This is a genomic window from Leclercia pneumoniae, from assembly GCF_017348915.1.
GTDB lineage: Bacteria > Pseudomonadota > Gammaproteobacteria > Enterobacterales > Enterobacteriaceae > Enterobacter > Enterobacter pneumoniae.
On record NZ_CP071383.1, the window covers coordinates 2,326,256 to 2,349,203 of the forward strand.

Annotated in this window: 18 protein-coding genes and 1 pseudogene; 5 read left to right on the forward strand and 14 right to left on the reverse strand. The window is 59.4% G+C overall.

All coding sequences use genetic code 11. The features are described 5' to 3' along the window. The first annotated feature begins 1 nt into the window (after position 1). Positions 2-2,674: a hybrid sensor histidine kinase/response regulator gene (locus JZ655_RS11240; protein ID WP_207291810.1), complete on the forward strand. Its 2,673-nt coding sequence runs from the start codon at positions 2-4 to the stop codon at positions 2,672-2,674. Further along, a pseudogene (locus tag JZ655_RS11245) lies at positions 2,664-4,525 on the forward strand (glycoside hydrolase family 2 protein). Before JZ655_RS11240 ends, JZ655_RS11245 begins: the two are co-directional and overlap by 11 nt. An 83-nt stretch (positions 4,526-4,608) precedes the next feature. On the opposite strand, the gene paaY reads toward JZ655_RS11245, so the two are convergent. The 13 genes from paaY to paaA all read right to left on the reverse strand — a co-directional run bounded on the left by paaY (position 4,609) and on the right by paaA (position 15,754). Next, complete coding sequence (gene paaY / locus JZ655_RS11250) at positions 4,609-5,205, reverse strand: phenylacetic acid degradation protein PaaY (protein WP_207291811.1); 597 nt, start codon at positions 5,203-5,205, stop codon at positions 4,609-4,611. A 10-nt stretch (positions 5,206-5,215) separates the two neighbouring features. After that, a complete protein-coding gene (gene paaX, locus JZ655_RS11255) occupies positions 5,216-6,151 on the reverse strand; it encodes a phenylacetic acid degradation operon negative regulatory protein PaaX (RefSeq protein WP_207291812.1) in 936 nt (311 codons plus the stop codon). Positions 6,152-6,238: 87 nt separating this feature from the next. Next, a complete protein-coding gene (gene paaK / locus JZ655_RS11260) occupies positions 6,239-7,555 on the reverse strand; it encodes a phenylacetate--CoA ligase PaaK (protein ID WP_207291813.1) in 1,317 nt (438 codons plus the stop codon). 26 nt (positions 7,556-7,581) lie between these two features. Continuing rightward, the gene (pcaF, locus tag JZ655_RS11265; protein ID WP_046885258.1) at positions 7,582-8,787 is read right to left on the reverse strand and encodes a 3-oxoadipyl-CoA thiolase; all 1,206 of its coding nucleotides are present in this window, start codon (positions 8,785-8,787) and stop codon (positions 7,582-7,584) included. Next, complete coding sequence (gene paaI / locus JZ655_RS11270; RefSeq protein WP_207291814.1) at positions 8,787-9,209, reverse strand: hydroxyphenylacetyl-CoA thioesterase PaaI; 423 nt, start codon at positions 9,207-9,209, stop codon at positions 8,787-8,789. Before paaI ends, pcaF begins: the two co-directional genes overlap by 1 nt. Further along, entirely contained in the window at positions 9,199-10,626 is a 1,428-nt protein-coding gene (gene paaH / locus JZ655_RS11275) for a 3-hydroxyacyl-CoA dehydrogenase PaaH (RefSeq protein ID WP_207291815.1), read from the reverse strand. The genes paaI and paaH overlap by 11 nt, the downstream gene beginning before the upstream one ends. Positions 10,627-10,628: 2 nt before the next feature. Further along, positions 10,629-11,414 carry a 2-(1,2-epoxy-1,2-dihydrophenyl)acetyl-CoA isomerase PaaG gene (paaG, locus tag JZ655_RS11280; RefSeq protein ID WP_207291816.1) on the reverse strand — a complete coding sequence of 262 codons (786 nt, stop codon included), beginning with the start codon at positions 11,412-11,414 and terminating at the stop codon, positions 10,629-10,631. A 2-nt stretch (positions 11,415-11,416) separates the two neighbouring features. Next, a complete protein-coding gene (paaF, locus tag JZ655_RS11285) occupies positions 11,417-12,184 on the reverse strand; it encodes a 2,3-dehydroadipyl-CoA hydratase PaaF (RefSeq protein WP_207291817.1) in 768 nt (255 codons plus the stop codon). Then, a complete protein-coding gene (gene paaE / locus JZ655_RS11290) occupies positions 12,181-13,251 on the reverse strand; it encodes a 1,2-phenylacetyl-CoA epoxidase subunit PaaE (RefSeq protein ID WP_207291818.1) in 1,071 nt (356 codons plus the stop codon). The genes paaF and paaE overlap by 4 nt, the downstream gene beginning before the upstream one ends. A gap of 7 nt (positions 13,252-13,258) precedes the next feature. Continuing rightward, positions 13,259-13,756: a 1,2-phenylacetyl-CoA epoxidase subunit PaaD gene (gene paaD / locus JZ655_RS11295; RefSeq protein ID WP_040075424.1), complete on the reverse strand. Its 498-nt coding sequence runs from the start codon at positions 13,754-13,756 to the stop codon at positions 13,259-13,261. Between the two features lie 14 nt (positions 13,757-13,770). Continuing rightward, complete coding sequence (gene paaC / locus JZ655_RS11300) at positions 13,771-14,517, reverse strand: 1,2-phenylacetyl-CoA epoxidase subunit PaaC (protein ID WP_046885252.1); 747 nt, start codon at positions 14,515-14,517, stop codon at positions 13,771-13,773. A gap of 8 nt (positions 14,518-14,525) precedes the next feature. Then, positions 14,526-14,813 carry a 1,2-phenylacetyl-CoA epoxidase subunit PaaB gene (gene paaB / locus JZ655_RS11305; RefSeq protein ID WP_040075422.1) on the reverse strand — a complete coding sequence of 96 codons (288 nt, stop codon included), beginning with the start codon at positions 14,811-14,813 and terminating at the stop codon, positions 14,526-14,528. Positions 14,814-14,824: 11 nt separating this feature from the next. After that, positions 14,825-15,754, reverse strand: coding sequence for a 1,2-phenylacetyl-CoA epoxidase subunit PaaA (paaA, locus tag JZ655_RS11310; protein ID WP_207291819.1), 930 nt, complete (start codon positions 15,752-15,754; stop codon positions 14,825-14,827). Between the two features lie 284 nt (positions 15,755-16,038). Here paaA and paaZ point away from each other — a divergent pair, with 284 nt between their 5' ends. The 3 genes from paaZ (at position 16,039) to JZ655_RS11325 (ending at position 21,402) form a co-directional block, all read left to right on the forward strand. After that, on the forward strand, positions 16,039-18,084 hold the full coding sequence (gene paaZ, locus JZ655_RS11315; RefSeq protein WP_207291820.1) for a phenylacetic acid degradation bifunctional protein PaaZ: 2,046 nt from the start codon (positions 16,039-16,041) through the stop codon (positions 18,082-18,084). 175 nt (positions 18,085-18,259) lie between these two features. Beyond that, a complete protein-coding gene (tynA, locus tag JZ655_RS11320; protein ID WP_207291821.1) occupies positions 18,260-20,536 on the forward strand; it encodes a primary-amine oxidase in 2,277 nt (758 codons plus the stop codon). Positions 20,537-20,679: 143 nt separating this feature from the next. After that, positions 20,680-21,402 carry a DUF6216 family protein gene (locus tag JZ655_RS11325; protein ID WP_046885249.1) on the forward strand — a complete coding sequence of 241 codons (723 nt, stop codon included), beginning with the start codon at positions 20,680-20,682 and terminating at the stop codon, positions 21,400-21,402. 31 nt (positions 21,403-21,433) lie between these two features. Here JZ655_RS11325 and JZ655_RS11330 read toward each other — a convergent pair whose 3' ends face one another. Next, positions 21,434-22,933 (reverse strand): aldehyde dehydrogenase family protein, encoded by a 1,500-nt coding sequence (locus tag JZ655_RS11330; RefSeq protein ID WP_207291822.1) that lies wholly within the window; start codon positions 22,931-22,933, stop codon positions 21,434-21,436. Between the last annotated feature and the right edge of the window lie 15 nt (positions 22,934-22,948).

The window sequence follows — 22,948 nt, forward strand, 5'->3', positions numbered from 1 at the left end:
TATGCCATCCACCTCTCCTTTCGATTTGAACGCGCTGCCCATGGGGGTGATGATCTATGATGCGGCGGAACGCCTGCAGGGCTGGAATGACAAGCTCACCCTCTATTATCCCGTCATTACCCCCTGGTTAGCCGTTGGCGCCACGCTGGAGAGCCTGGCCGAGAAATTTATTGATTCGGGCTATCACATCGATCCCGTCCGTCGCCGCACCCTGCGCGACGCGATCATCCGTAACTGTCGTCAGCCGAACCACCGTGAAGTGCGGCAATCCGGAAACCGACGGCTCTATGTTCAGCACCAGCGACTTAACGATGGCGGCATTATCAGCCTGCATACGGATATTACCGGGCTGGATGAGGCACAGCGCTCACGCCACCAGCTGCACGACGATTTTTTACTGACCGCAGAGACAATCCAGATAGGTATCTGGGACTGGCAAGTCTCCCAGGACAGCCTGCAGGTCAACGATACGCTGCTGGCGATGGTGGGCCAGTCGCGCGTGCAGTTACACTACCCGCTGCGCTTTTTGCTGAATCTGGTTCATGCCGAAGATTTGGCCACCCTGCGTAACGCGATGACTGCCTCAAAAAAGGATCACATGCCGGTTTTTGAATGTGAGATACGCGTTCAGCATCCGACCCAGGGCTGGCGCTGGATGCTCATCTCAGGCCAGGTTGTGACCCTCAGCATGCAGCAGGAGGCCGAACGCGTTATCGGCACGCTGCAGGATATTACCCGGCGCAAAGAGGCAGAGCTTCTCGCCATTGAGGCGGCGAAAGTCGCCCAGGAGGCCAACGAGGCGAAAAGCGCGTTCCTCGCCAACATGAGCCACGAAATCCGTACCCCGATGAACGGGATCCTCGGCATGACCCAGCTCTGCCTGGACACGCCGCTAAATCCAGACCAACGGGAATACCTGACGCTGGTAATGAGTTCGGCCCAGTCGCTACTGCACATTATTAACGACATTCTCGACTTCTCGCGTATTGAGTCGGGCAAGATGTCGGTCGATGAAGAACCGCTGGAGATCCGCCCTTTCGTTCAGGCGTTGATTCGTCCACATATGCCCGCCGCCAGTGAAAAAGGCATTGAGCTGCTGGTGGATATCGCCCCGGCCGTGCCGGAGGTGCTAATGGTGGATGGCCCGCGGCTGCGTCAGATCCTGACCAACCTGCTGGGTAACGCGCTTAAATTTACCCATCAGGGCGAAGTGCTATTGGTCATTGAACCGGGCGCTGAACCCGATCAATGGCGCTTTCGCATTCGCGATAGCGGGATCGGCATACCGCCGGAGAAGCAGAAAAAAATCTTCGAGGCCTTCAGCCAGGCGGACAGTTCCACCACCCGCCGCTACGGCGGTACCGGGCTGGGATTAACCATTTCGGCCCGACTGGTTAGCCTGATGGGGGGAGAGCTCAGCGTGCAAAGCGAACCGGGAGTGGGCAGTGAATTTGCCTTCACCCTGGTGCTGCAGAGCCAGCAGGCTGCGCCGACCAGCGGCGACACTATGACGGGCTTTAACGGCGAACGGGTGCTGGTGGTTGACGATAACAGCACTAACCTGCGCCTGCTCGATACCATGCTTCGCCAGATGAACCTGACGCCGACCTGCGTGAATAACGCGAAAGAGGCGTTACGGCTGGCCGGCACCGACGCTGGCTGGCCACTCATTCTGCTGGATGCCCAGATGCCGGATATGGACGGCGTCTCCCTGGCGCTGGAGATCACTGTCCTGCCGCAGGGTGAGCAGAGCCATATCATCATGCTCAGTTCAATGAGCCGCCATTTTGATGCCAATATGCTGAAACGCATTGGGATCGCTCATTATCTGCATAAGCCCGTTGCCCATCGCGAACTCTATCACGTCATTGCCAGCGTCCTTGCCCCCGCGCCTGCTACAGCCCCGCCGCCGCCCGCCGCCGAGCCGGCCACAGAGGTGGGTGGACTGAACATTCTGCTGGCAGAGGACAATCTGGTGAACCAGAAAGTCGCCATGCGGTTGCTGGAGCGGCTCGGCCACCGGTGCGAAGTGGTGAATAACGGCCGGGAAGCGCTGACACGCTGGCGCGAGCAGCCCTGGGATCTGCTCTTTATTGACCTGCAAATGCCCGAAATGGACGGTGAGACCGCCCTGCGCCTGATTCGGGAAGAGACGCGCGCGCAGGGGCGCAGCCACCAGCCCGCCATCGTGATGACCGCCCATGCCATGCAGGGTGATAAAGAGCGTTGTCTGGCGATGGGCTTCGATGGCTATATTGCCAAGCCGGTGAATCAGGAAGCCTTGCAGCAAGAGATCGCGCGCGTTGGTGTCGGGATCGATAAGGGGCTGCCGGACGAGGCGCGCCTGCTCAGGCAGTGTGCAGACGATCCTGACCTGGTGCAGGAGCTGCTGCTGTTATTCAGTACCGGACTTGACGAGTCGATAGCCGCCATCGTGCAGGCTATCGACAACGACGATCGCGAAGCGCTGCGCCGCGCGGCGCACAGGCTGCGCGGTGAAGCGCTCACCCTCGGCTTCACCGGCCTGACCGAAACGCTCCAGCAGCTTGAGAGCGAGGCGGCATCGCTGGATCTGGCCGGGCTAAGCGCGCTACGACGCGAGCTTCTCGATGAGGCCGGGCGCAGCGCGACATGGCTACGCCAGCGGGTGCAGGAGGTAAAACATGATCCGTAAATTGCTCGTGCTGCTGATGGTCACTCCTCTGCTGGCGCAGGCCAGCCAGCCCGTCACCTGGTCGCTGGCAGGTCAATGGCGCGTACATGATGCTAACGACGAGACCTTCGACGGGGTGAACACCCCGGACCGTCACTGGCGCACCATCCAGGTGCCCGCCAACTGGTACAGCGCCGGATATGACCACCAGGGTGCCCTCTGGTACCGGCATGAATTTTCCCTTCCCGAACGCGCACCCGATACCATGGCAACGCTGATCTTTGACGGCGTGGACTATTTCGCCGATGTCGTACTGAACGGCAAAGCGCTGGCCCGCCATGAGGGGTATTTCCAGCGTTTCCCGGTGGACGTCAGCGACACCCTACGCCGCTATAACCGGCTCGCCGTCAAGGTGAACAGCCCATGGGAAGATCCCAAAACCGTCTGGCCGCTGCACAAAACCCAGATGAAAGGCATCCTTAATCAGCATGACACCCGCCCCGGCGGCGCGTGGTCTGAGCACGGGCAGGATGCCAACTCCGGCGGGATCTGGGCGCCGGTGAAACTGCACCTGAGCCGCGGTGTGACCATAGACGACGTAATTCTGCGCCCGGACTGGCGCGACGGACTGGAAAACCCTGTTTTGCGCGCCGAGATCCGCTACCGGGCCCTCGCGGCCGGCTCTGTGACGCTGCGCCTCTCAGCTGCGCCAGATAATTTCAACGGCCAGCGCATTGAGCAGACCTTTTCGGTAAACCTGACGCAGGCGAACGGCAAGCCCCAGAGCCTGGACGTCAGCCTGCCGATGAAGGGGGTCAGGCTGTGGTGGCCAGCAGGGTATGGCAAGCCAAACCTGTACCGGATCCGCGCCACGCTGGTGGATGACCAGGGGTGATGGACACTGCCGTCACGCGCACCGGATTACGCAAGCTGGAAGAGCAGCCTGACAATCAAGGCTGGCGCATTAACGATCGACGGCTGTTTATCAAAGGCAGTAACTATATCGGTTCCCCGTGGCTCGGCACCCTGACGCGCCAGAAGTATCGCCGGGATTTCACGCTGCTGCAGAAGATGAATGCTAACGCGATACGCGTGCACGGGCACGTAGCTGGTCGCGCCCTCTATGAAGTGGCCGATGAGATGGGGCTAATGATCTGGCAGGATGTCCCTCTGCAGTGGGGCTACGACAACAGCGACGCCTTTGCCGATAACGCCGTGCGGCAGACTCGCGACATGATGGCGCAGTTCGGCAACTCGCCGGCAATCATTGTCTGGGGCGGCCATAACTTCCAGCCCTTCCAGACCTTTAAATTTGCCGGAATACCGCGGGGCAACAACATTCAGGAGATGATAAAGAACACCCAGGAGTATCAGGCGCAACTGGTGGCCATGGCCGCCGAGAGCTACCGTCGGCAGCGGTATCAGCCTGTCACAGCCCTCTTCCACTTTATGTTTGTGGAAACCTGGCCCTCAATTAACTGGGGGGTGGTGGATTATCTGCGTAAACCGAAAGCGGGTTACTATGCGTTGCAGCGCGCTTATCAGCCAATTCTTCCCTCCATTGAACCCCTTAGCGCAACCTGGCGCGTGGGGAGTGAGGCCAGAATAGGCCTGTGGGCGATTAACGATAGCTGGGAAGCCTGTGACTCCTGTCGCCTGACGTGGCAGGTAAAGCAAAACGGACGCGCCCTGGCGAAAGGGAATATGACCCTGACGCTCCCTCCCGATTCGGGTAAAAAGGTCAAGGAGATCGCGGTGACCCCCATCAGCCAACACAAGGTGACCATTGAGTACCGTATCGAGCATCAATCGGGTGCGCTCGCGGGGGTAAACATGCGAGAAGAGAACGTTGCGGCGCAGAGCGCGCGTTAAGGCAGGGTGAAATGGGCAGTGCGGCCGTTCTGGAGAATGCGTTAGTGAATCTCCTCAGCCGCACCCTTTCATGCAATGCAGAATTAGCGGGATGATTTTGGCCGCAGGTTTTCATCAAACACCAGCCGCTGACGTCCCGGTTCCACTTCCCGCAGCGGTTCCACCTGATGCAGGGTACGCTTACAGCGATCCACCAGCACCTGATACTCCCGGGTGCCCTGCTTCTTCCAGGCCATTTCCTGCTCCGTCAGCGCGCGGATGGCTTTCGCCGGGCTGCCGATAATCAGGTACCTGGCGGGCATTTCCGCCTTCGCTTTCACAAAGGCCGCCGCGCCGACAATGCTGTTTTCGCCAATCACCGCACCGTCCATGATCACCGCATTCATCCCCACCAGCGCATTTTTGCGGATAACGCAGCCGTGCAAAATGGCGCTGTGGCCGATATGTCCGTCCTCTTCCACAACGGTATCCTGCTCGGGAAAGCCGTGCATCACGCAGTTATCCTGCACGTTAGCCCCGTCTTTCACCACAATGCGCCCGAAGTCGCCCCGCAGGCTGGCATTGGGCCCGATATAGACCCCTTTGCCAATAATCACATCGCCAATCAATACCGCAGTCGGATGAACATAGCTCTCTGGCGCCACGACCGGCGTCAGACCATCTATTTGATATACAGGCACATAACCTCCGTTACGCGCTGGTCAGGCCGCCAAAGCGTTGCCAGTAAAGCGAACCCGGCGCAAGCAGTTCACCCACCGTGGTCTCGCCCTTTTCACTGACAAACGCCAGCGCCCCGGGCGCCACGCGTTGATAAATGTTGATGCAGAGTTGTCGCGCCGTTTGCCCCGCCCAGTGCGGTGGGAGCAACTCCTCCGGCAGCAGCGGATCTTTAAGGATCACGCGACGGTAAAAATGGATCAGCAACAGCTGGATCTGAAAACAGCGCTCAGGCGTTAACGCCTCCGCAGAGGCTTCGCGCAGCAGCGGCAGTAGCGGCCTGAACGAGTCGATAAAGCTTTCGTACATCAGGTTCTGTTCGCTTAAATGCCAGCACTCTTCGACACGGGCGCGCAGCGCGGCACGAGAAAGCGCCAGGGGGGTGTGCGCTTCAAAACAGATGACGTTATCTGCCACCCCCGCTTCATGCAGCAGCGACTGCACGTCGGCCAGTTGCTGGGATGGCGAGGCCATCAGGCTCGGTGCCAGCGTGCCAAACCCCTGCCAGATGAGCTGCTTTTTCACCTCATTGAGGGTGGATTTATCCAGCCCCTCTGACAACAACAGCAGCCACTTACCATCCCAGGCGGGCTGTTCCGCCCGGTAAATTTTGTGTTCCGCGCGGCGGGTTAAACGCAGCCCCTTGTCGCTCAGTCGATAAAAACTGCGACGTCCAATGCGCGCCACGTCCAGCCAGCCCTCTTTGTTCAGGCGAAACAGTGCGGTACGCACAAAACGTTCACCAAATCCCATTCCTTCCAGCAGCGCAGCCAGGCTACCCAGCCAAATTTCCCCGCCACGATGGGAGAGCGCATCGCCATACAGGGAGGCGATCAGTGAGGTTCCGCTCACGGGTACAGAACTGACCGCATGCTGGATAAAGTCGTCGAGTTTACTCATGTGATTCATTCTGCAGTTATTATGAGTGAGGATGAATCATAGCACAGCCGAAAAGCGTCTGGCCCGCCCCTAAAAGAGAGAGGGCCAGCGTCAGGATTAGCCGTTGGCGGCCATTTTCCGCATGTCGAATACGCGACAGGCTTTTCCTTCGGAACGTGGGATGCTGCCACAGTTCACGATAGTGACATCGGTCGAGATCCCCACCATCGATTTAATACGATGGCGCAACTGGTGGCACACCTGGCAGCGCTGTTCATGGCTGAGCATCAGACTGCTCTGTTTCAGCTCGACCTTCACGCAAAGTGAATCAAGATGGCCGTTACGGTTCACTTCCAGCTGGTAATGCGGCGAGAGATGTTCAAACTTGACGATCTCCTCCTCCAACTGGGACGGGAAGACGTTAACGCCGCGAATGATGAGCATGTCGTCACTGCGTCCGCTAATGCGATCCATCCGCCGCATGGTGCGCGCCGTCCCCGGCAGCAGGCGCGTCAGGTCACGGGTGCGATAGCGAATCACCGGCAGCGCCTCTTTGGTCAGGGTAGTGAACAGCAGCTCGCCCTGCTCGCCGTCCGCCAGCGGGGTACCATCGTTCGGATTGACGATTTCGGGATAGAAATGATCTTCCCAGATGGTCGGACCGTCCGCGGTTTCAATGCACTCCATCGCCACCCCGGGTCCCATCACTTCCGACAGACCATAGATATCCAGAGCGGTAATGCCGAGGCGTTTTTCGATTTCGCAGCGCATCGCCTGCGTCCACGGCTCGGCACCAAACACCCCGACGCGCAGGGAGCACTGACTGGCGTCGCCACCCATCTGACGCTCCAGCTCTTCAATCAGATTCAGGCAGTAGGAAGGCGTGACCATAATCATATCCGGCTGGAAATCACGGATCAGCTGGGCCTGTTTTTCGGTCTGGCCGCCGGACATGGGGATCACCGTCGCCCCTAAACGCTCGGCGCCATAATGGGCACCCAGCCCGCCGGTAAAGAGCCCGTAGCCGTAGGCGACGTGAATTTTATCTTTTGCGCTGCCGCCCGCTGCACGCAGCGAGCGCGCAACCAGGTTGGCCCAGTTATCGATGTCATTCTGCGTATAGCCCACGACCGTCGGCTTTCCGGTCGTACCGGACGAGGCGTGGACGCGCACCACCTGCTCCATCGGCACGGCGAAGGTGTCGAACGGATAGTTATCACGCAGATCTTGTTTCGTGGTGCAGGGGAACTTGCGGATATCCGCCAGCTCTTTGAAATCATCAGGGTGAACGCCCGCCGCATCGAATTTGCGTTGATACATCGGGACGTTGTCGTAAGCGTGTTTTAGCGTCCACTTCAGACGCTGGGTTTGCAAAGCCTGCAGTTCATCAACGGAGGCGGTTTCAATCGGATCAAGCTTTGTTGTCGTTGTCATTGTAGGGTGCTCACAGTAAGAGTTGATCAAACACGCTCAAGGATCATGGCAATGCCCTGACCCACGCCGATACACATGGTGCAGAGTGCATACCGCCCGTTGCGGCGGTGCAGCTCATGAGTGGCCGCCAGCGCCAGTCTGGCCCCGCTCATCCCCAGCGGATGGCCTAACGCAATCGCCCCGCCGTTCGGGTTGACGTGGGCGGCATCATCCGCCAGACCCAGTTCACGTAGAACGCCCAGCGCCTGCGCGGCAAACGCCTCGTTCAGCTCAATCACGTCCATATCGTTGATGCTTAAACCGGCACGCTCCAGAACTTTGCGGGTGGCTGGCACCGGGCCAAGCCCCATCAGACGCGGCTCAACACCGGCGGTGGCCATCGCCACAATGCGCGCGCGCGGGGTTAAGCCCTGGCTGGCCGCCATGTCGGCGCTGGCGACGATCAGCGCTGCGGCGCCATCGTTCACCCCGGACGCGTTCCCGGCGGTCACCACCCCATCGGCACGGAAAGGGGCTTTCAGGCCAGCCAGCATCGCAAGCGTGGTGTCCGGTCGCAGGTGCTCATCGTGCTGCACTTCGGTCACGGCCCCTTTTTTGCCTTTCAGAACCACCGGCACAATCTCCTGCGCCAGAATGCCGCTGGCCTGCGCCTGGGCGGTGCGTTGTTGGCTGCGGTAGGCAAAGGCGTCTTGATCCTCACGGGAAATATTTAACAATTTGGCTACATTCTCTGCCGTTTCGGGCATGCTGTCAGTACCAAATTGCTGTGCCATGAGCGGGTTCACAAAACGCCAGCCGATGGTGGTATCAAAAATCTCGTTCTGCCGCTGAAAGGCGCTGGTGGCTTTGCCCATCACAAAGGGGGCACGGGACATCGACTCCACTCCCCCGGCGATCATCAGGTCGGCATCCCCGGCACGAATGGCGCGGGCCGCGAAGCCCAGTGCATCAAGGCCAGATCCGCACAGCCGGTTCAGCGTCGTACCGGAGACGGTCTGGGGCAGCCCGGCCAGCAGCAGCGACATGCGCGCCACGTTGCGGTTATCCTCCCCCGCCTGGTTGGCACAGCCGTAAATCACATCATCAATACATCCGGCATCCAGACCGGGATTACGCGCCAGCAACTCGCGCAGCGGGATGGCCCCCAGATCGTCGGTGCGTACGCCTGATAAGGCGCCAGCGTAGCGGCCAATCGGAGTGCGGATCCCGTCACAAATATAGGCGTCACGCATCATGCTTCTCCTGTGATAGTGCCGCCGATGCGGTGGGATTTCCCACGGAAGAAGGCGACGGTTTTCTGTTGTTGATTAACAATTTCGATGTCATACACGCCGGTCTGTTTGCCCTGGTGACGAACCTGCGCGGTGGCGGTCAGCCTGTCGCCGGCAAAGGCCGGGCGGATAAACTCGATGGCGCAGCCGGACGCGACCGCTGCCAGCCCCTGGCTGTTACAGGCGTAGGCGAAGGCGGTATCGGCCAGGGTAAACAGCTGGCCGCCATGACAGCTTTGATGGCCGTTCAGCATTTGTGGCGTGACCTGCATGGTCAGTACGGCATAACCGTCATTCATCTCGATAATGTCGATACCATACGCCTGGGCGCAGGCATCTTTTTCATACATGGCTCGGGCGTTACGCCAGGCGTTATGACTCATAGCTACTCTCCAGAAGCGCACGCTGGCGCAGCAGGGAAGATGGGCGATAGCGCTCTTCGCCGTAGTGTCGTTGCAGGTTTTCCAGCAGGATCAGCACCCGTTGCCAGCCGAGTTGTTCACCCCAGGCCAGCGGGCCGCGCGGGTAGTTCACCCCCAGCCGCATCGCGGTATCGATATCCTCTTCCCGGGCCACCCCTTTTTGCAGCGCGTCCAGGGCTTCGTTGATGATCATCGCCAGGGTGCGCCAGATAATCAGCCCCGGATAGTCTGCGACCTGCAGGACGCGCTTGCCCCGCTGTTGCAGATAATGCACCGCTTTACGCGTCGCCGAATCCGGGTTGCTGTCGGCGCTGGCGATGACCGCCACGTCCCCTTCAAGACGATCAATCACCACCACCGGGCAGGCATAGCGCGCCGCTAAGGCCTGCGCCGTCTCCCCCTGCGTATCAATGAGCAGCAGGTCGTCAATTTTAGTGACACCGTCACTTCTCTTTTCACTGTAACCGGCGCTGTCGCCGTCGCTTACCGCCTCATACCAGCCCACCGTCGGCTTATCGCTGCGCCAGTTGTAGACGCCCTGTCCGCTCTTCTTGCCAAGACGGCCGCCCAGCACCAGCTCCTGCTGCATCAGCGAGGGGAGAAAACGGCGCTCTTGCCAGAAGGCGTTAAACACGGAACAGGTCACGGCAAAGTTGACGTCCTGGCCGATCATGTCGGTAAGCTCCAGCGGTCCCATGGGGAAGCCCGCCCCTTCACGCAGGGCAGCGTCCAGATCCTGCGGGGCCGCCACCTGCTCCTCCAGCGCACGCCAGGCTTCGGCGTAGTACGGACGCGCCACACGATTGACAATAAAACCCGGGGTAGACTGGCAACGCACCGGCTGTTTACCCCAGCGGATCGCCAGGTCGCACAGCTGCTCAACCACTTCGTTCGAGGTTGCCAGCCCGCTCACCACCTCCACCAGCTTCATCACCGGTGCAGGGTTGAAGAAGTGCAGACCCGCCACGCGCTCGGGGTGAAGCACGCCTGCGGCAATGGCGGTAATCGAGATCGAAGAGGTGTTACTGGTCAGCAGGGTCTGCGGCGGGCAGATCTCAGCCAGCTGGGCAAACAACGCCTTTTTCACTTCCATACGCTCGGACGCCGCTTCAATCACCAGATCGGCGGCGGCCAGCGCCTGAATATCGGTGACCGGCGTCAGTCGGGAGAGCGTCTTTTCGCTCGCTTCGGCGCTGAGCTTGCCGCGGGCCACGCGCGATGCCAGACGGCTGCGGATGCCCTCGATGGCGCGGGCAATCGCCCCGGCGTCGATGTCATATACCAGCACCGGGTGGCCCTGACTGGCCGCCACCTCGGCGATCCCGGCCCCCATGATGCCGCTGCCGATAACCGCGACGGTTTGAACAGATAGCGTCATGATTATTTCCCCGTGAAGTGCAGCGCACGTTTGTTAAGAAACGCACTGACCCCTTCGCGATAGTCGGCGCTTCGGCCCGCTATGCGCTGATAATCACGCTCCAGATCGAGCTGGGCATTGAGGGTGTTGGTTTCCGAGGCGTTGATGGCCTGTTTAATTAACCCCAGACCGAAGGTGGGCTGAGCGGCCAGATGCACCGCCAGCTGCTGTGCGGTATCCACCAGCGCGGCATCGTCCACCACCTGCCAGATCATCCCCCAGGCGTGCGCCTGCTCTGCGCTGAGCTTTTCACCCAGCAGCGCCAGCCCCATCGCCCGCGCCCGGCCCGCGACGCGCGGCAGCAGCCAGGTACCGCCGCAGTCCGGCACCAGCCCCAGCTTGCTGAACGCCATGACAAAGTTTGCCGAACGCGCGGCAATCACGATGTCGCAGCCCAGCGCGAGGGTAGCGCCTGCGCCAGCGGCTACGCCGTTCACCGCGCAGATCACCGGTTTTGGCAATGCCGCCAGACGACGAACCAGCGGGTTGTAAAAACGCTCAACAGACATCCCGAGGTCCGGCGCAGGGCCGTTCGGGTCAACGTTACGGTCGTTCAGATCCTGCCCGGCGCAAAACCCGCGTCCGGCTCCGGTGATCAGCAGGCAGCGGATAGTCTCATCGCGTTCAGCCTGCTTCAGACATTCCGCCAGCTGCTGGTGCATCACATCGTTAAAGCTGTTAAGCCGATCCGGGCGGTTGAGGGTGAGGGTCATCACCCCGTGTTCAACGTGACTAAGAATGAAATCCATGGTTAACGTCCTTTAAATTCGGGGCTGCGTTTCTGCAGGAAGGCGGCGATCCCTTCGCGACGATCTTCGGTGCCAGCCAGCAGCGTAAAGAGCTGACGCTCCTGGGCAAGCCCCGCCTGCAGAGGAACTTCCTGCGACTGGCGCAGCGCCTGTTTCGCCGCCTGCAGTGCCAGCGGCGAGTGGCGGGCCATCTGTGCGGCCTGCTGCAGGGCGTACTCCAGAGTCAGGGCATCCGGGTGAATATCACTCACCAGCCCTGCCGCCAGCGCCTGCCGGGCGGTGATGCTTTCGCCGGTCAGCACCATTTTGCTGGCCAGCGATTTGCCAACGCAGCGGATCAGACGCTGGGTGCCCCCGGCGCCCGGCATAATCCCTAAAGTGATCTCCGGCAGACCAAAACGGGCGCTTTCACCGGCAATCACCACGTCACAGAGCAGGACCAGTTCGCAGCCCGCTCCCAGCGCGTAACCGTTCACGGCGGCAATCAGCGGTTTACTGAAGATGTTGATACGCGCCCAAAGCTGGAGGCGAACGTCGTTGAGGGTGGCGGGCAGATCTTTTTCCGCCATCTCGTTCAGGTCGGCCCCGGCGGCAAAGAAGCGGGCATCGCCGGTGATGACGCATACCGAAATCGTGTTATCCACGGCGGCGGCTTCCAGCGCCTCTGCCAGCTGGCCGAGCAGCGCATTATTCAGGGCGTTGCGCGCCGCGGGGCGGTTTAGCGTCAGCTGCAATACGCGGCCATGACGGGTCTGGATCAGTTCGCTCATACCATCCCCTTCGCGTCGAAGTCGACTACCACGTCAGGCGTCAGCGGCAGGGCCTGGCAGCTCAGCACATAGCCTGCGGCCAGTTCGTCCGGCTCCAGGCTGTAGTTGGTGGTCATCTCGACTTTTCCGCGCACCACTTTGCACTTACAGGTGGCGCAGACGCCCCCTTTGCAGGCATACGGCAGGTCAGCCCCCTGGCGCAGGGCCGCATCAAGAATGCTTTCATCTTCCGCCCCGAGGGTGATTTCCCGGTCGCGACCATCCTGGCGGACGGTCACTTTCTGTCCCTGCGCCTGTACGCTATGGGCGCGTTTGACCGCCGTACCCGGGGTGTTAAAACGTTCCAGATGGATGGCTTTTTCCGGCATCCCCAGCGCTTTCAGCGCGTTTTCAGCGTCATCCATCATCGCCATAGGGCCGCAGATAAAGGCCTGATCGAACTGGCTGAAATCAATCAGTCGTTGTGCAAGCGCGTGCAGCTTTTCGCCGTCGATACGCCCGCTCAGCAGCGCGCTGTCCAGCGTCTCCTGGCTGAAGATATGCACCAGTTGCAGGCGCGACGGGTAGCTGTCTTTCAGGTCCGCCAGCGCCTGGCGGAACATCATGCTCTGGCTACTGCGGTTGCCGTAGATCAGCGTGAATTCGCTGTCGGGTTCGGTTTGCAGAGTCGTGGCGATAATCGCCAGCATCGGGGTAATACCGGATCCGGCGGCAATCGCCAGATAGCTCCCCTGCTGTCCCGCCTGCGGCTGATAGCCAAAGTGGCCCTGCGGAATCATCACCTCCAGCGCCATCCCCTGCTTGATCTCCCCCTGGGCATAGCGCGAGAAACGCCCGCCGTCGATGGCTTTCACCGCCACGCTGATCTCCCCCGGATGGACGCTTCGACAGATGGAGTAGCAGCGGCGCAGCTCCTCATCACCGAGGCGAGCCTTCAGGGTCAAATGTTGACCGGGACGGAAGCGATACGCCTCCTGCAGCGTGGGTGGGATAGCGAAGGTGATGGTCACCGCATCGCGGGTTTCGGGCTCCACTTTTGCCACCGTTAAGGAATGAAACGTTGTCATGGCAACCTCAAATACATTTGAAATAGTCGAAGGGTTCACGGCAGCTATCGCAGCGGTAGAGCGCCTTGCAGGCCGTGGATCCAAATTCACTGATAAGGGTGGTCGAGGTGCTGGCGCAACGCGGGCAGGTCACCTCTGCCGCCAGATGGGCGTGGCAACTGTGTCCGGCGGGTGGGCTAATGCCATACTGACGCAGACGCTCGCGGGCATCCGGGGTCATCCAGTCGGTGGTCCAGGCCGGGTCGAGCTGAATGGCGACCTGCACCGGCGCAAAGCCGTGCGCGGTCAGTGTGTCGCGGATCGCGCCGATCAGATGATCCGTTGCCGGACACCCCGAATAGGTGGGGGTGAAGCCGATCGACCAGCCGTCGCCCTGGGCTTCAACGCTGCGCACCATGCCCAGGTCGGTAATGGTTAATACCGGGATCTCCGGGTCCGGGATCTGGCTTAATAGCGACCAGATTTGCGGGACTTCGGCGGGGGCCAGTTCAGCGAAACGTTGCATAGCGTCCTCCTCTGTTACCACTGCTGACCGGGATAGACGCGTTGCAGATATTGCATCTCTGCCAGCATCGGCCCCAGATGTTCGGTATGCAGACCCTGCCTGCCGCCGCTGCGGTAGGCCGCCTCTTCTGGTACCGTAAGGGCTGCATCCTTGAGACCGGTCATGATTTCCGCTTCCCAGGCGTCGCGCAGCGTACGCGGATCGACCGCGATGCCCTCTTCGCTCAGCGCCAGGTCAACGTCGTCGGCCTCAAACAACTCCCCGGTAAAGCGCCACAGTTCGTTGATGGCCTGCTGCATTCTTTCAGCGGAGAGTGCTGTCCCGTTGCCGAGGCGCTCCAGCCAGCCGCGGCTGAAACGCAGGTGGTAGCGCACCTCTTTCAGGGACTTGGCGGCGATTGCGGCCAGTTGCGCATCGCGGCTCTGCACCAGACGGCTATACAGCGCCACGTGCCAGGCATCAATGAAATACTGGCGCGCGATGGTATCGGCAAAGTTACCGTTCGGTTGCTCCACCAGCAGCAGATTGCTGAACTGACGTTCATCTCGCCCGAAGGCCAGCGAATCTTCATCGCCGTCCCCTTCCAGCTCGGCGGCATAGGTTAAGAAGTTGCGCGCCTGCCCCAGCAAATCGAGGCCGATATTGGCCAGCGCCAGGTCGATCTCCAGCTCCGGTGCATGGCCGCACCACGCGCCAAGGCGCTGGGAGAGCACCAGCCCGTTATCACCCAGACGCAGTACATAAGCCGTTAATGTTTTCATCCCTGACCTCACATATGCTCGATGCCATCAGGGATGGTGTAGAAAGTGGGATGGCGATAGACCTTGCTCTCAGCCGGGTCGAAGAACTCTCCGCGCTCTTCCGGCTGGGAGGCGACAATTTCGCTCGCCTTCACCACCCAGATTGAGCAGCCTTCGCTGCGGCGGGTATAGGCATCGCGGGCATTCTCCAGCGCCATGCGCTCATCGGCGGCATGCAGGCTTCCCACATGACGGTGAGACAACCCCTGTTTGGTGCGGATAAAGACTTCGTATAACGGCCAGTATGTTTTGCTCATTGTGCTTCCTCCTACGCGACGTTGCGGACGTGCTGTTTTTCGGTGTGCGCCAGTGCGGCTTCGCGCACCCACGTCCCCTCTTCCCAGGCTTTACGCTTGGCGGCCAGACGCTCGTGGTTGCACACGCCGCGGCCGTTGATCACGTCGTCAAATTCTTGCCAGTTGATTTCGCCGAAGCGGTAGTGACCGCTCTCTTCGTCCAGATGCAGATCCGGGTCCGGCACGGTCATGCCCAGCATCTCAACCTGCGGCACGGTGTTGTCGACAAAGCGCTGACGCAGCTCATCGTTACCGAAGCGTTTGATTTTCCAGGCCAGACTGCGGGCGCTGTTCGGTGAGTTATCATCGTTGGGTCCAAACATCATCAGCGCTGGCCACCAGAAGCGGTTGATGGCGTCCTGCAACATCTGCCGCTGCGCCTTGCTCCCCTGTGACAGCGCCATGCAGGCTTCAAAGCCCTGACGCTGGTGGAAGCTCTCTTCTTTACAGATTTTCACCATCGCCCGGGCGTAGGGGCCATAAGAGGTTCGGCAGAGCGCCACCTGGTTCACAATGGCCGCCCCGTCCACCAGCCAGCCAATCACCCCGATATCCGCCCAACTCAGGGTGGGATAGTTAAAGATGGAGGAGTATTTCATTTTGCCGTCGAGCATCTTTTGGTAGATGTCTTCCCGGGCGCAGCCCAGCGTTTCTGCCGCACTGTAGAGATAGAGTCCGTGACCCGCCTCGTCCTGCACCTTCGCCAGCAGAATGGCTTTGCGCCGCAGCGTTGGTGCGCGGGTGATCCAGTTACCTTCCGGCAACATGCCAACAATCTCAGAGTGCGCGTGCTGGCCAATCTGACGGATCAGCGTTTTACGATAGGCTTCCGGCATCCAGTCTTGCGGCTCAATGGCCGTCTCCTGCGCGATGCGTTGCTCAAAACGTTGTTCTTCTGTCACATCATCACCTTTATGATTCGTGAATCCATCAAGTGACGCCGATTAGCGAATCACTTTGTTTTTTAAAAGTTACACAAAGGTTAAATATAACCCCAAGAGTTGTTTGTCTATTTTGTGATGGCGCTCGCAACCCTTTTGCTTAGCCCGCGTCGCGCCTGGATCGATGCGCAGGACATTCGTCAGGCAAGATCACATTGTTAACAAATTATTAAAACACTCCTTGCATTTTATGATTCGCGATCAAACTATCTATAGTGAAATCACGAAACACTTGGAGAGAAGAGATGCAGCAGTTAGCCAGCTTCTTATCCGGCACCTGGCAGTCTGGCCGGGGCCGTGAACGCAGCATTTATCACGCCATTACGGGCGAACCGCTCTGGCAGGTCACCAGCGAAGGGCTGGATATGGCCGCCGCGCGTCGCTACGCCATTGAGAAAGGCGGTGAGTCACTTCATGCGATGACCTTTATCGAGCGCGCCGCGATGATCAAAGCGGTGGCGAAGCATCTGCTAAGCCAGAAAGCGGAGTTCTATGCCCTCTCGGCACAGACCGGGGCAACCAAAGCCGATAGCTGGGTGGATATTGAAGGGGGCATCGGTACCCTTTTCACCTATGCGAGCCTGGGTAACCGCGAGCTGCCGGACGATACTCTGTGGCCGGAAGATGAACTGATACCGCTCTCTAAAGAGGGAGGCTTTGCGGCTCGTCATGTACTGACGTCGAAATCGGGCGTGGCGCTGCATATTAATGCCTTTAACTTCCCCTGCTGGGGGATGCTGGAAAAACTGGCGCCAACCTGGCTTGCCGGAATGCCTGCCATTATCAAACCGGCCACCGCTACCGCTCAGCTCACCCAGGCGATGGTAAAATCCATCGTTGAAAGCGGCCTGGTGCCCGAAGGGGCAATCAGCCTGATATGCGGCGGCGCGGGCGATCTGCTTGACCACCTGGACAGCCAGGACGTGGTGACCTTTACCGGCTCGGCAAGCACCGGCCAGATGCTGCGGGTTCACCCCAACATCGTCGCCAAATCCATCCCCTTCACCATGGAAGCCGACTCGCTAAACTGCTGCGTGCTGGGGGAGGACGTTACGCCGGAGCAGCCGGAATTTGCCCTGTTCATTCGCGAAGTGGTGCGTGAAATGACCGCCAAGGCCGGACAAAAATGTACCGCCATTCGCCGTATCATCGTGCCGCAGGCTCAGATCGAGGCGGTGAGCCAGGCGCTGATCGCCCGGCTGGAAAGCGTGGTGGTCGGCGATCCGGCGCAGGAGGGGGTAAAAATGGGGGCGCTGGTCAACGCCGAACAGCGCGCCGACGTGCAGGAGAAGGTTGATGCACTGGTGACGGCAGGCTGTCAGGTGCGCCTCGGCGGCAAAGCCGATCTCAACGCGGCCGGCGCATTCTTCCCGCCGACGCTGCTCTTCTGTCCGCAGCCGGATGAAACCCCGGCGGTGCATGCCACCGAAGCCTTTGGCCCGGTCGCTACTCTGATGCCGTACCAGGATGCTGAACACGCGATGGCCCTTGCCCGTGCGGGTGAAGGGAGCCTGGCTGGCACGCTGGTAACCGCTAATCCGGCGCTGGCGCGGCAGTTTATTGCCGGCGCGGCGCGGGCGCATGGCCGTATTCAGATCCTTAACCAGGAGTCAGCCAAAGAGTCTACCGGCCACGGCTCTCCTCTGCCCCAGCTGGTTCACGGCGGGCCGGGACGTGCCGGGGGCGGCGAGGAGTTGGGCGGCCTGCGCGCGGTGAAACATTATCTGCAGCGTACGGCGATTCAGGGCAGCCCATCAATGCTGGCAGCCATCAGCAAACAGTGGGTACGTGGCGCCAGCGTGCAGGAAGATCGCGTTCATCCGTTCCGCAAATACTTTGAAGAGTTACAGCCAGGGGATAGTCTCCTGACGCCGCGCCGTACCCTGACCGAGACCGACATCGTCAATTTCGCCTGCCTGAGTGGGGATCACTTCTACGCCCACATGGATAAAATCGGTGCTGCCGAGTCGATCTTCGGCGAGCGCGTGGTGCACGGTTACTTTGTCATTTCTGCCGCTGCCGGTCTCTTTGTGGATGCGGGCGTAGGCCCGGTGATTGCCAATTACGGCATGGAAAATCTGCGCTTTATCGAACCGGTCAAACCGGGCGATACCATCCAGGTACGCCTGACCTGTAAACGTAAAACGCTCAAGAAACAGCGTACGGCGGATGAGAAACCGACCGGCGTAGTGGAATGGGCGGTGGAGATCTTCAACCAGCATCAGCAGGCCGTGGCTCTCTACTCCATTCTGACCCTCGTCGCGCGCCAGCATGGGGACATTGACCTCTGACCCTCCTCTTTCGGATAACGCAGCCTGCGTTATCCGGCTTCTGGCACATCTGACAAATAATCTGGCAAACGCAGGCAAACAGTGTCCATGGCGATATTGCTATGTTGGCGATGAGTAAACCGCGCGCAGAACAGCGGTCCCGAGTGCACAACGACACAACAATACGAGGTTAATTATGGGAAGCCCCTCTCTTTTTTCCCCGCGTAAAACGGCAGTCGCTCTGGCCGTCGCGGCCCTTTTACTTGGCCAGGCGCCGGCGATGGCGCATGGCACCGCCGCACACATGGTGCCGATGGACAAAACCCTGGCCGACTTTGGCGCGGATGTGCAATGGGATGACTACGCCCAGATGTTTACCATCAGCAAGGATGGCGCCTTTGTGAAGGTGAAACCCGGCGCGAAACAGGCGATGGTCAACGGCAAGCCGGTGACGCTACAGGTGCCGGTGGTGATGGAAGGCCAGACGGCGATGATCCCCGAAACCTTTATTAACGACGTCTTCCAGTCAGGGCTGGACCAGACTTTCCAGGTGGAAAAGACCCCGCACCCGCTGAACGCCCTCTCGGCCGACGAGATCAAGCAGGCGGTGGAAATTGTTAAAGCCGCGCCGGATTTCAAACCTAACACCCGCTTTACCCAGATTGCGCTGGTAGAGCCTGAAAAAGCCAAAGTATGGGACTTTGTCCTCAATGGCACCGCCGTTGATGCGCCTCGTCAGGCCGCCATCACCATGCTCGACGGGAAACATATCGTCGAAAGCGTGGTGGATCTGCAAGAGAAAAAAGTGGTCAGCTGGGCGGCCATTAAAGATGCGCACGGCATGGTGCTGCTGGATGACTTTATGACCGTACAAAGCATCGTCACCTCCAGCCCGGAGTTTGCGCAAGCGCTGAAGAAGCACGGCGTGGATGACCCGAGTAAGGTGGTGACTACGCCGTTGACGGTCGGTTACTTCGACGGTAAAGACGGCCTCCGGCAGGAAGATCGCCTGCTGAAGGTGGTGAGCTATCTGGATGTCGGTGACGGTAACTATTGGGCCCACCCGATCGAAAACCTGGTGGCCGTGGTCGACCTGGAGCAGAAAAAGATCCAGAAAATTGAAGAGGGTCCGGTGGTGCCAGTACCGTTGACGCCGCGTCCGTATGATGGCCGCGACCGCGTGGCGCCGAGTCTGAAACCGCTGAATATCGTGGAGCCGGAGGGTAAAAACTACACCATTACCGGCGACATGGTGCACTGGCAGAACTGGGATTTCCACCTGCGGCTGGACTCCCGCGTAGGGCCGATTTTGTCGACCATTACCTATAACGACAACGGTAAAAAACGCCAGGTTATGTACCAGGGATCGCTGGGCGGAATGATCGTGCCTTACGGCGACCCGGATGTGGGCTGGTACTTCAAGGCTTATCTGGACTCCGGCGATTACGGCATGGGCACCCTGACCTCCTCGCTGGTGCGCGGTAAAGATGTGCCTTCAAATGCGGTGATGCTCAACGAGACCATTCCGGACTATACCGGGGCACCGATGGAGATCCCGCGCGCTATCGCTATTTTCGAACGCTATGCCGGGCCAGAGTATAAGCACCAGGAGATGGGGAAACCCAACGTCAGCGCCGAGCGGCGGGAGCTGGTGGTGCGCTGGGTCAGTACCGTAGGGAACTACGACTACATCTTTGACTGGGTCTTCCACCAAAATGGCACCATCGGAATTGATGCCGGGGCAACCGGTATCGAAGCGGTGAAAGGGGTGCAGGCGAAAACCATGCATGATCCGAGCGCCAAAGATGACACCAAATATGGCACGCTGATCGACCATAATATTGTTGGCACCACCCACCAGCATATCTATAACTTCCGCCTGGATATGGACGTAGATGGCACTAACAACCGCATGGTGGCCATGGATCCTGAGGTGAAGCCAAACACCACGGGCGGCCCACGTACCAGCACCATGCAGGTGAATCAGTACACCATTGATACCGAACAGCAGGCGGCACAGAAGTTCGACCCCGGCACCATCCGCCTGCTGAGCAACACCACTAAAGAGAACCGCATGGGTAACCCGGTGTCTTACCAGATAATCCCTTACGCCGGGGGCACCCACCCGGTCGCCACCGGAGCGAATTTCGCGAAGGATGAGTGGATCTACCATCGTCTGAGCTTTATGGATAAGCAGTTGTGGGTGACCCGCTACCATCCTAATGAGATGTACCCGGAAGGCAAATTCCCGAACCGCTCCATTCACGATGAGGGGCTGGGCAAGTACAGTAAAGATAACGAAAACCTGAACGACCAGGATAACGTGGTCTGGATGACCACCGGTACCACCCACGTGGCACGTGCGGAGGAGTGGCCTATCATGCCAACCGAGTGGGTCCATACCCTCCTCAAACCCTGGAACTTCTTTGACGAAACCCCCACGCTTGGCAAGAAGAAAGACGAGAGTAAATAACCGTGAAGCCGGGCGTGATGCCCGGCTTTTTTTGCCATGGTTAACACGATATGACCACCGCCTCCCGGGACGTAACGCTTCCTAATTCACTATCAGGCTGCTAATAATGTGCCAGTGGATGATGATCGACCGAAGAGGACGCTATGGAAAATAATATTTCTTTCATTGACTTAATTGGCAAGGAGTTCAGCGGATCGCCAATCGGAACGCTGGCTGCATTTATCGCGATTTTTGGCGCCATCGTAGCGCTCATGAAGGTCTGTGCCAGGCGGAACCCCACATCGGCACATGAAATTTACCAGAAGAATGGAATAAGCCGGTTTCTGTTGTTCCTCTTCGCAATCAATCTCCCTTTAAACAAAACCCCCTCGATATCCAGAACCGAGCTGATTGGATCATGCTTAATCGCCGCTATCTCGCTGAGCGCCTGCGGTTTTATGGGCAACATGCTGTTTAAGGTTGCGAATACGCCAAAAGGCGCGGCATCGCTTTTTTACAAGCCTACCGATGAGAACTTTTATCTCTCCCCGCAGGGCGGTTCAGAGGCTTTTGCAGTCATCCGTAAAGGGCGTTGGTCGATCACCCCGGCCACCTGCCAGGCCCGCGCAGAAATGCCGCTTACCCCCTCCCACGGCCTGGTACAAATGATTTGCGAGACCTTTGTTAATGAGGAATATAAGCAGGATGTGATTAAGGCAGTAAAACAGTTCGAAAAAGATAAGCCGGTTATCTACACCATGGTCACCTTGCTCAGTATGTTGCTGTTCTGGATCGCCGCAAGCCTGCTGCTCTCGCTTATCTATAAAAAGCGACTCCACAACTATGTTAAGAATGAGCACAAGATTGCTGAAAGCTACGTGATGTGAAAAAGCCCTCTTACGAGGGCTTCAGCTAACTTCAATACCGTACACAAACCGATTTGGTTTCACACCAGCCGTCCAGCCAGTCGGGGCCAAAATCACGCCCGGTGCCGGACTGCTTCATGCCACCGAACGGCAGGTTGGCGTCAATCAGGGTATGGCTGTTCACCCAGACGGTACCGGCCTGCAGTCGATCGCTGTACGAAAGCGCATGGCTGATGTTTTGCGTCCAGATGCTGGCGGTCAGGCCATATTCGGTGTCGTTCGCCAGCTTCAGCGCCTCTTCCCCGTCGGCCACCCGCACTAAATTGACGACCGGGCCAAACACCTCTTCCCGCGTCAGGCGCAGGCTGGCATCCGGGTTCACCACCAGCGTTGGCGAGACATAATAGCCCTTACCGTCCGGCCCACGATTGCCGGTAATCAGCTCCGCGTGCCCGGATTGCGCTTCATCAAGGAAGGTCTGAACCTTGTCGCAATGGGCGCGGGAGACCAGCGGGTTGATATGTGCTTGCGGGGACATGCCCGGCCCGACGCTTAAGGACTTCACCGCCTGCTCAAACCTGCTTACCAGGGTATCGAACAGCGGCGCTTCGATATAGATACGCGAACTGGCCGCACACACCTGGCCCTGGTTGAGGAAGCTGCCGGTCATTAACCCTTCAATAACCCAGGCCGGATCGGCATCTTTCAGCACGATGGCCGGGTTTTTGCCACCCAGCTCAAGGGTGACGCCCATCAGACGCTCCGCCGCGGCGCGGGCAATTTGCTTGCCGGTGGCGGTAGAGCCGGTAAAGCTCACCTTAGCGATATGGGGATGGCTGGTCAGGGCGGCGCCGCACACTGCCCCGCTGCCCGTAACCACGTTAAACACGCCATCGGGAATACCCGCTTCACTTGCCAGTTCGGCCACCCGCAGCATGGTCAGCGGCGTGGTTTCCGAAGGCTTGATCACGATCGAGCAGCCTGCCGCCAGCGCGGGCATCACTTTCCACATACCAATCATTAGCGGGAAGTTCCACGGCACGATGCCCGCCACAACGCCGACGGGCTCTTTGCGTGTCCAGGCCTGGTAACGCGCCCCCTGGGGCATCGGAATAGAGAGGTCGAGGGTCTTGCCGGTAATTTTGGTGGTAAGCCCGGCGGTATAACGCATCCAGTTCAGGGTGCAGCCCACTTCAAAGGCGCGGGAGATATTAATGGATTTGCCCTGCTCCAGGGTTTCAAGCTGGGAAAGCGCCTCACTGTGTTGCTCCACCAGATCGGCAAAACGCAGCAGAATGCGTTCACGCTCGGCGGGCAATTTACCCGCCCAGCTACGGCCCACAAAGGCGCGCCACGCGGACATGACCGCGCGATCGACATCCTGAACGCTGGCGTCGGCGGTGGTGGCAATCACCTCGCCGGTCGCCGGGTTGAACACATCCAGAGGGTTATCGCTATCGGAGGCAGTCTGCTCTCCCTCGATCCAGAGACCGTGCTGGCGGTCTAAAAATTGCTGCACGCTTTGCAGTACGGCGACCTGAGTATCAGACATACCTTCTCCTTATCT